Origin of the sequence: Acidocella sp. (assembly GCF_052326845.1) — a bacterium.
Lineage (GTDB): Bacteria > Pseudomonadota > Alphaproteobacteria > Acetobacterales > Acetobacteraceae > Acidocella.
In genome coordinates, this window is sequence record NZ_JBKQJR010000097.1 from 1 (window position 1) to 8,113 (window position 8,113).

General features: G+C 65.8%; 6 protein-coding genes. 2 read left to right on the top strand and 4 right to left on the bottom strand.

What is annotated here, in order from left to right; translation table 11 throughout:
* On the bottom strand, positions 1 to 1,422 hold a 1,422-nt coding region (locus ACLPJJ_RS06310; protein WP_443590096.1), incomplete at its 3' end, for an APC family permease.
* Positions 1,423 to 1,687: 265 nt separating this feature from the next.
* On the opposite strand from ACLPJJ_RS06310, the gene ACLPJJ_RS06315 reads away from it, so the two are divergent.
* The gene (locus ACLPJJ_RS06315; protein ID WP_443590097.1) at positions 1,688 to 1,993 is read left to right on the top strand and encodes a nucleotidyltransferase family protein; all 306 of its coding nucleotides are present in this window, start codon (positions 1,688 to 1,690) and stop codon (positions 1,991 to 1,993) included.
* On the opposite strand, the gene ACLPJJ_RS06320 is transcribed toward ACLPJJ_RS06315, so the two are convergent.
* Genes ACLPJJ_RS06320 through ACLPJJ_RS06330 form a run of 3 tightly spaced genes read right to left on the bottom strand, consistent with a single transcriptional unit; the run spans position 1,994 to position 5,581 of the window.
* A complete protein-coding gene (locus tag ACLPJJ_RS06320) occupies positions 1,994 to 2,785 on the bottom strand; it encodes an FAD binding domain-containing protein (RefSeq protein WP_443590098.1) in 792 nt (263 codons plus the stop codon).
* A 22-nt stretch (positions 2,786 to 2,807) separates the two neighbouring features.
* The gene (locus ACLPJJ_RS06325; protein ID WP_443590099.1) at positions 2,808 to 3,287 is read right to left on the bottom strand and encodes a (2Fe-2S)-binding protein; all 480 of its coding nucleotides are present in this window, start codon (positions 3,285 to 3,287) and stop codon (positions 2,808 to 2,810) included.
* On the bottom strand, positions 3,284 to 5,581 hold the full coding sequence (locus ACLPJJ_RS06330) for a xanthine dehydrogenase family protein molybdopterin-binding subunit (protein ID WP_443590100.1): 2,298 nt from the start codon (positions 5,579 to 5,581) through the stop codon (positions 3,284 to 3,286). The genes ACLPJJ_RS06325 and ACLPJJ_RS06330 overlap by 4 nt, the downstream gene beginning before the upstream one ends.
* A gap of 386 nt (positions 5,582 to 5,967) precedes the next feature.
* Here ACLPJJ_RS06330 and ACLPJJ_RS06335 point away from each other — a divergent pair, with 386 nt between their 5' ends.
* On the top strand, positions 5,968 to 7,998 hold the full coding sequence (locus ACLPJJ_RS06335) for an FUSC family protein (protein WP_443590101.1): 2,031 nt from the start codon (positions 5,968 to 5,970) through the stop codon (positions 7,996 to 7,998).
* The last annotated feature ends 115 nt before the right edge of the window (positions 7,999 to 8,113 follow it).

Consider the following 8,113-nt stretch of genomic DNA (forward strand, 5'->3'; position numbering starts at 1 on the left):
GGTGGGCGCGCGGTACGGACGCTTGGTGGCGCCGGAGTCGACACGGTGGATCCAGCCGGCGTTAAGGTTGAGGAAGTTGAAGATAATATAACCGACATTCGAAACCGCGAGGACGAAGAAGAAACTCGTGGAGTCGGTGGAGGCGACGGCTAGCAGCAGCAGGTTGGCCACCAAGTCGGTCCACATGGCGCGGGTGGGGGCGCCGTGGTCGTTCACAAAGGTGAGGTAGCGCGGCAGCCAGCCGTCCACCGAACCCTGGTAGAGCGTGCGGGAGGATCCCGCCATGGCGGTCATGATCGAGAGGATCAGCGCCAGGATCATCAGCATGACCATGATGGCGTTGATGATCGGCCCGCCGCCGACCATGTGCGCCATGGCCGCCGCCACGCCAGCACCCGAGGCGATGGAGGGGTCGAGCATGCCGGCGAGGCCCAGCGCGCCCTGGAAGGTGAAGGGCACAAGGATGAACAGCGCCAGACACAGCAGACCGGAAAAGAAGATGGCCTTGAACGTGTCAGTGCCCGGGTTGCGGAATTCCGACGTGTAGCATACGGCCGTCTCGAACCCGTAGGTGGACCAGGCGGCGATGAACATGGCGCCCAGGATCGTCGTCCAGTTGGAGATGCCCCACGGCCCCACAAGCGGCCCGGTGCCCGCCGCGTTGAGCGGTGCCAGCGGTGCGTAGTTGGAGAACTGCACGGCGCCGTTGAACAGCGGCACCACGCCCACGATGACCATCGGGACGATCACCAACAGGCCGATGTATTTCTGCACATTGGCGGTGCCCAGGATGCCTCGGTGCTGGATGGCGAAGGTGACCAGCATGATGATGGCGCCGATGAAGAACGTGGCATTGAAGGAGAAGCCGACCGGACCCAGCGTGTGGGTGAACAGCGTCCAGTTGCGGATGGCTGGGGTGAGGGCCGCGATGGCGGCGGTCACCTGCGCCTGCTGGCCGCCGGCGATGCCTGCACCGTGCACGGCGATCCATGCTGTGACCTCGGGCGACGCGGCGGTGGGGACGGGGGCCAGGGCATTGAGGATATAGGCCGCGGCGATGGTGCAGCCCAGCGAGAGCACCGGCGACCAGGCGAACCAGTTGCACCACACGGATAGCGGGGCGATGAACTTGGAGTAGCGCACCCAGGCGGCAGCACCGTACACCGAGGCACCACCCGACTTGTTCGGGAACAGTCCGGCGATTTCCGCGTAGGTGAAGGACTGCACGAAGCCCATCAGCATCGACGCCGTCCAGATGAGGAAGGCGAGATTGCCAACCATGTCGGAAATGCCGCCGATGGAGAACAGCACCAGGGCGGGCACGCCGCTGGCCACCCAGAAGGCGCCGCGCCAGTCGATGGCCCGGCGTAGCGATCCCGATTCTGTCGTACTGCGCCCTACAGGAAAGATAATGTCGCTCACAGTAACCCCTCAATGCTTATAGTTGGCGTATAGCAGCGGATAGGCTTAGCAATATCGTTTTATTGGCAAGCAAAAAATATGCCACACACTAAACGGTCCAAAGCTGCCGCCTAAGCATGCACAAACGACCAATTCCGCACCAATTAGGTGCGGACAATGATCAAAAACAGTTTTTAATGCCTATATTTTGATCTTCAACGGCACAGAAACGCACATCCCCCGACCAGCTTACTACGGTCGTGCCCCCGCGGTGGTGTAGGAGACAGTGGTCGGCGAGGCCCAGAGGCGCGGGGCCGATGCCGTTCTTATCGTGCTGGCCGATATGCCCTTCGTGCCGTCCGCGCATTTTGCCGCTCTTCTGGCCCGGTATCGGGACGGAGCGTCGATCATCGCCTTGGAAGCAAGTCATCCGGGGCCTCCGGTGTTGTTCGGACGAAGCTGGTTCAGCCGCCTGGCCGCTCTGGAGGGAGACAAAGGGGCCGGCGCCTGGTTGGCCGGCGCGCAGACCGTTACCTGCGAGCCGCGCCGGCTTCTCGACATCGACACCAAGGCCGATCTCGCCGCCTTCTAGCTAGCCCATGGCCTCCGCAACCGCCCGCCGGGCCATGACGCCGACCAGATGAGCCCGGTAAGCGGCGCTCGCGTTGATGTCAGACACCATCCGGGCCGGATCGACGGATACGGCCTCGATCGCGCCCGGCGAGAACTCCTTGGCCAGCGGCGCCTCGAAACCGGGAACGCGAAAGACCGATGGAGCAGCCCCGGTCACCGCGACGCGGACGCCGCCAGTGAACCGGGCCACAAACACGCCCGCCAGCGGAAAGCGCGACGCCGCGGAGCGGAACCGGACGTACCCCGCCGCAAGGGGAACGGGAAAGCGCACGGCGGTAATCAGCTCGCCCGGTTCCAGGGCGGTTGTGAAACTGGCGACAAAGAAATCGTCGGCAGCAATCTCCCGGCGGTCCGTGATGATCGTCGCGCCGAGTCCGAGCACGCCAGCCGGGTAATCGGCGGCGGGGTCGTTGTTGGCGAGTGACCCGCCGATCGTGCCGCGATTGCGAACGGCCGGATCGCCGATCCCGACGGCGAGAGCGACAAGGGCGGGCAATGTTTCGCGGACAAGGACTGAGGCTGCGACCGCCGCATGCGTGGTCATGGCGCCGATCTCTATCGCCTCGCCGGTTGTGCGGATTCCGTTGAGATCCGGCACGGCGGAAAGGTCGATAAGCGCCACGGGCACAGCCAGGTTGTGCTTCATCATCGGCAGCAGGCTCATGCCGCCCGCGAGGAAGCACGTCTGCTCCCGGGCCAGAGCGACGGCCCCGGATATCGACCCGGGGCGGAAATAATCGAACGGCTTCATCGGCCTCGCCTCATCGCCATCGTCATTTGTCTCGGGCGGCCCGCATGGCCTGGGCGCCGGCGAGCACCGCAGCGACAATGTTCCGGTAGCCGGTGCAGCGGCAGATATTACCTTCGAGTTCGCGGCGTATCTCCGCTTCATCGGCCTCCGGCCTGTGAATCGCGATGTCCACGGCGCGCATGATCATCCCGGGCGTGCAAAAACCGCACTGCAACCCGTGGTTCTCTTTAAAGGCGGCCTGCATCGGGTGGAGGTCTTGGCCGTTTGCGGCCAGGCCTTCGATCGTCGTGACCGCATGCCCGTCGAGCGACACGGCCAGCAGCGTGCAGCTTTTTACCGAGACGCCGTCGAGCAGGATCGTGCAGGCGCCGCATTGGGTCGTGTCGCAGCCGATATGCGTGCCGGTAAGGCGTCGCATCTCGCGGATCCATGCCGCCGCAAGGAGATGGGGCTCGACATCCTCTTGCACGGCGACGCCATTCAAGGTGACGCTGATCTTCATGCGCTGGTGGTCCTCGCTGATGACTCGGCGCCGCCCGAGGAAATGACTTTCCAAACATCCTCCGGCCGCGCCGGCATCTGCAGCTCCCTGGCGCCGGGAAAGGCGGAGAGGGCGTCGGCGATGGCGTTCATGACGGTCGGCGGCGCAGCGCTCGCCCCGGATTCCCCGCAAGCCTTGGCGCCGAAGATGTTCGTCGCTGACGGTAGGCCGTTGTCGACCCAGTCCAGGGCCGGGATCTCCGATGCGCGAAGCAGCGCATGATTGAAACTGGATGTCGCGAGCGGGTGCTGCAACGCCTCCGGCGTGGGTGCGAGTTCGGCGAGGGCCTGACCGATGCCCATCGCGACACCGCCCTGCACCTGCCCCTGGACATTGGCCGCATCGATGACATGTCCGAAATCATCCACCCCTGTGTAGCGGACGATTTCGACGGCGCCCGTCTCTGGATCGATCTCGACCTCGCAGGCATGGCACCCGTTCGCGCTGCTCCCGTAATGCAACGCCGCCTCTCCTTCGTTGTCGAGCTGACCGGGATAACGCGAAATGAGGTCCGCAAAGCGGACCGTGCGTAGCGATCCGGCCGCAGAAAAAACGCCTCGATCGAACTGAACGGTCTCGGACTGGACGTTCCATGTCCGCGCCATGAGGGCGCGCGCCTTCGCGATCACAATGTCGACCGCCTGCTTGATCGCGACCGAGCTCGTCAGCGTCGATTTCGAGCCGCCAGTGCCGCCGCCGATCGGCAGAGCGTCGCTGTCGCCTTCCCGGACAGTAATTGCATCCGCCGCAAGGCCCAGCGTTTCGGCCACATAAAGCGTGACGGGGCGGGCATGGTCTTGGCCGGAGGACTGCGTGCCGATCGTGACGGCCACCGTTCCGTCCGCGCCGAACTTCAGGGCGGCGCATTCGTGCGGCAAGCCGCCCGGGGTGATGGCGGCGGCCACCTGCAACCCGCCATTAGCCTCCAGGTAGTGGGCGAATCCAAAACCGCGCAGGCGACCGCGCGACGCGGCTTCCGCGCGGCGGTGTGCGAAACCGGCACGGTCGGCGCGCTCCAGGCAGAGCCGCTGGTTGTCGAGAAACCGTCCGCCGCCGATGGGCAGGCCAGTCACGGCCGTAAATGGCGCGGTTTGCGAATCCGGCAGGTTGCGCGCGCGCAGCTCGGCGGGGTCGATCCTGAGCTCACCGGCGGCACGGTCGATAAGGCGCTCGAGCACATAATTCGCCTCTGGCCGCCCCGCGCCGCGATAGGCATCCACCGGCACCTTGTTAGTGAAAATGCCGCGGACGTGGATTTCAATCGCCTGGAAACGGTAGGCGCCTCCCTGAATCGGCGCGCCCACGCCTGTCGCGGTGATCGGCGTCAGCTGCGAGAAATATGCGCCGATATCCACCGTCGGATGCACGGAAAGCGCGAGGAAACGGCCGTCTTCATCAAGGGCCATGGCCGCTTCGGTTGTGTGCCCCCTGCCCTGCGTGTCCGAGAGAAAGGCCTCGCGGCGGGTCGCGGTCCAGCGGACAGGGCGGCCGACCATGCGCGCCGCGAGCAACACCAGCGCATGTTCGGGATAGGCATAGATCTTCGATCCGAACGCGCCGCCGAGATAGGGCGAAACGACCCGCAGCTCGCCGTCCGGCAGTCCCAGGGCACGCGTGAGGCCGCCCCGGACAAAATGAACCCCTTGGGGATTCGACACCAGGGTCAGCTTGCCGGATTGCGGATCGTGCAGCCCGATCGCGGCGCGCGGCTCGATCGGGTTCGGGATAAGGCGGGGAATCGAGAGATGGATCCTTACGGTATGCGCTGCCCGGTTGAACAAGTCCCGGCACAAGGCGGGATTCCCGAATTGCCAGTCGAAGGCGACGTTATCGGGGGCGGCATCCCAGATCGGCATGCCCAAGGCCCCCGCGCGTGGCTCCACGTATTCGGGCAGGAGTTCGTAATCTACCTTTACTAGTTCCGCCGCCTCACGCGCTTGCTCCGCCGTTTCGGCGACGACGAAGGCCACGCCGTCACCGACATGGCGCACACGTCCGGCAGCAAGGACCGGACGGTCGACAGGCAGTGCCTCGGCGCGCCCATAAGCCGCGGGCGGTATGACACAAGCGATCGGCTTGGCCATGCGGGCGACGTCCTCTCCCGACAGCACAGCGAGCACGCCCGGCGCCCCCCGGGCCGCCGACGCGTCGATGGCCCGGATGCGTGCATGCGGATGCGGCGAACGCACAACGACGCCGACGGCCTCGCCCTCGAACCGGACATCATCCACATAGATCGCGCCGCCCGTGATCATCTTTCCGACATCCCTGGGCAGGGGCCCAAGATTCCGTGCGAAGGCATCTCCCGGCGGCATCGCCACAGGCATCGTGGCTGGTCTGCCCGGAGCCGTTCCTGCCTCGGCCGCGTCTGCAAGCCCGCCGGCGGCGGACGTGAGGAGGCCAGCGCCTGTAATCGCGATCACCTGCCGACGGCTTAGCTCAGTCGTCATCGCCCGACATTTCCATCATGCCTCATCCACGACTTGTCGCGCGTGATTTGGCGCAAAACGCCACCTTTTTTAATACAAAAATCAAACAAAACAAAAAATGCAACAAAATTTCATCTGCGCTGGCGGGGCGAAGCTGGAGGAGTTGAGAAAAACCCGCCTATCATGACATCGTTTTGGGAGACCGCCCGGCCATGACCCTTAACGCCTTGCCCGCACCGGATTGGGCCACCCGTGCTTGGCGGCTGGCCACCGACCTGCTCGCCTTCGACCCGCGCCGCCTTGGCTGGGCGCTGGCGCTGCGGACCGTCATGGCCCTGGCCTTGCCGCTCCTGGCCGCCCACGCGCTCAAATTGCCGCTTCTCGTGTGGGCCGGGCTTGGCGCCTACCTGCTCGCGATCGGGGACAGTGTCGACGATGGCGACCGCGCCCAATTCCTGCGGATTATCGCGGGCGCGGCCCTTGGCGGGCTGGCGCTTACGACCGGCGTGCTGGCGGGCGGCAACCTCGCGGCGGCTCTGGCCGGGATGCTGGGCTGGGGGCTCGTGACCGGAATGATGGGCGTCTATGGCAACGCCTTCGCTTCCATGTCCCTGCCCATCGCGTGGGCCTATGTGGAGCTGGGACTGCCAGCCTCCACGCACGCGCTGCCCTACGCGTTAGCTATGGGCGGGGCCTTCATGCTGGGCGGGGTATTGACGCTGGTACTGACATTAGCGCTGCGCTTCGGCGGTCCGCTGGCGCCGGTTAGGGCACAGACGGCGGCATGTTTCCGGGCGATCGCCGGTTATCCGGACGCGGACCGGACAAAGCGCCTGGCCCCTCCCGAACAGCATGTGCGCGGCGCCATCGCCGAAGCGAGACGCCTGGCCGCGCAGGCCCGGCAAAGCATGACCGGCCCCAGCCGCGCCAATCAGCGGGCGCTGGTGCTGATCGAAGTCGCGGACCGCCTGTATTCCCTCACCGGCGCCCTGCGCGAGACAGGCGAACCCCTCGCTCCCGCCTGCAAGACCACGCTGCTTGTCATTGCCCGGTTCCTCGAGGGCCAGGCGCAGCCGGAAGACCTCCGGCGGCTGCGGGCCGGGCTGGACGATGAATTTGCGACAGACGCCCCAGAGGGCAAGACCAGCATGCTGGGGCGGCGGATGATCCAGGAGCTTCGCCTGGCGCTCAGCGTAGCCCTCGATGATGAACGCCCCCCATTTCCGAACGCGCCGGCCCCGCCCGCGCGGCGCCTTGCGGCATTGCTCTCTCCCCTCGCCGCCAATCTCAACCGCGAGTCCATAACGGCGCGGCACGCGCTGCGCTTCGCCCTGGTCACCTCCGCCGCCGTTGCGGTATTCTGGGTCTTTCCTAAGCCGTTCGGCTACTGGGTGCCACTCACCGCGACCGTCGTGCTGAAGCCATCCGCGGGCATGACGCTGGCGCGGGCCGTGCAGCGCGCGGCGGGGACGGCGGTCGGCATAGTGGTGGGGCTCGCCTTGCTGCCTTTGCTGCCCGGCGTCGCCCTCAAGTTCACGGCCGTCATCGTGCTCTTTTTCTGGATGATGGCCGTGCTGCCCTTCAATTACGGCCTTGCGGTGTTTTTCTTATCGGCCGGGCTCATTCCGTTCGAGCATGTTCTGACGCCGGGCATTCACGCGGCCATCGGCACGTACCGGCTGATCGCCACGGCGATTGGCGCGGCCCTGGCGCTGATTGGCGGTCATGTCCTCTGGCCGACCTTCGAGCGGCGGGAACTGCCCGACACGCTACATAGCTGCATCGCGGCCATGGCCGCCTATGCGGACAACGTCCTCGGCGCCGCGCTGGGCAATGCGGCAGGCGACCCGCAGGTGCAACGCCGGCGCGCGGGACTGGCGCTTTCAAATCTCCAGGCGGGGGTCCAGCGGTCCCTGACGGAGATCGGCGGCGACATGGAGGCCATGACGACGATCCTGCGGGCTTCGGTGGCACTTCAGCGGCTCAGCAATACGTTGAACATGCTGCTCCAGGCGGCGCCGGAAATTGCCCGTTCAACCCCCGCTCTCACGGCCTTCCGCGCCGCCTTCGTCGCGGCGCTCGCCAACCCGTGGCAGCAGGAGCCGCCGGTCACGGTCTTGCAGGCGGATATTCCGCTCGGCGATCATTCGCCTGAAGGAGAGGTGCTGGCGATGGCGCTCGACCGGCTGACCTCCGCACTGGAGATGCTGCACGATGCGGGCCTCCGGCTGAAGGATACATGAGGGGCACATATAGGCTGCATCAACGTTGGCATTGAGCGGCGCGCCGAGGAAATCGACCTCACGGACAACGAGGCGGACGTCGAGAGTGTGCTCCGGAGGGCTCCGGAGCTGGGCG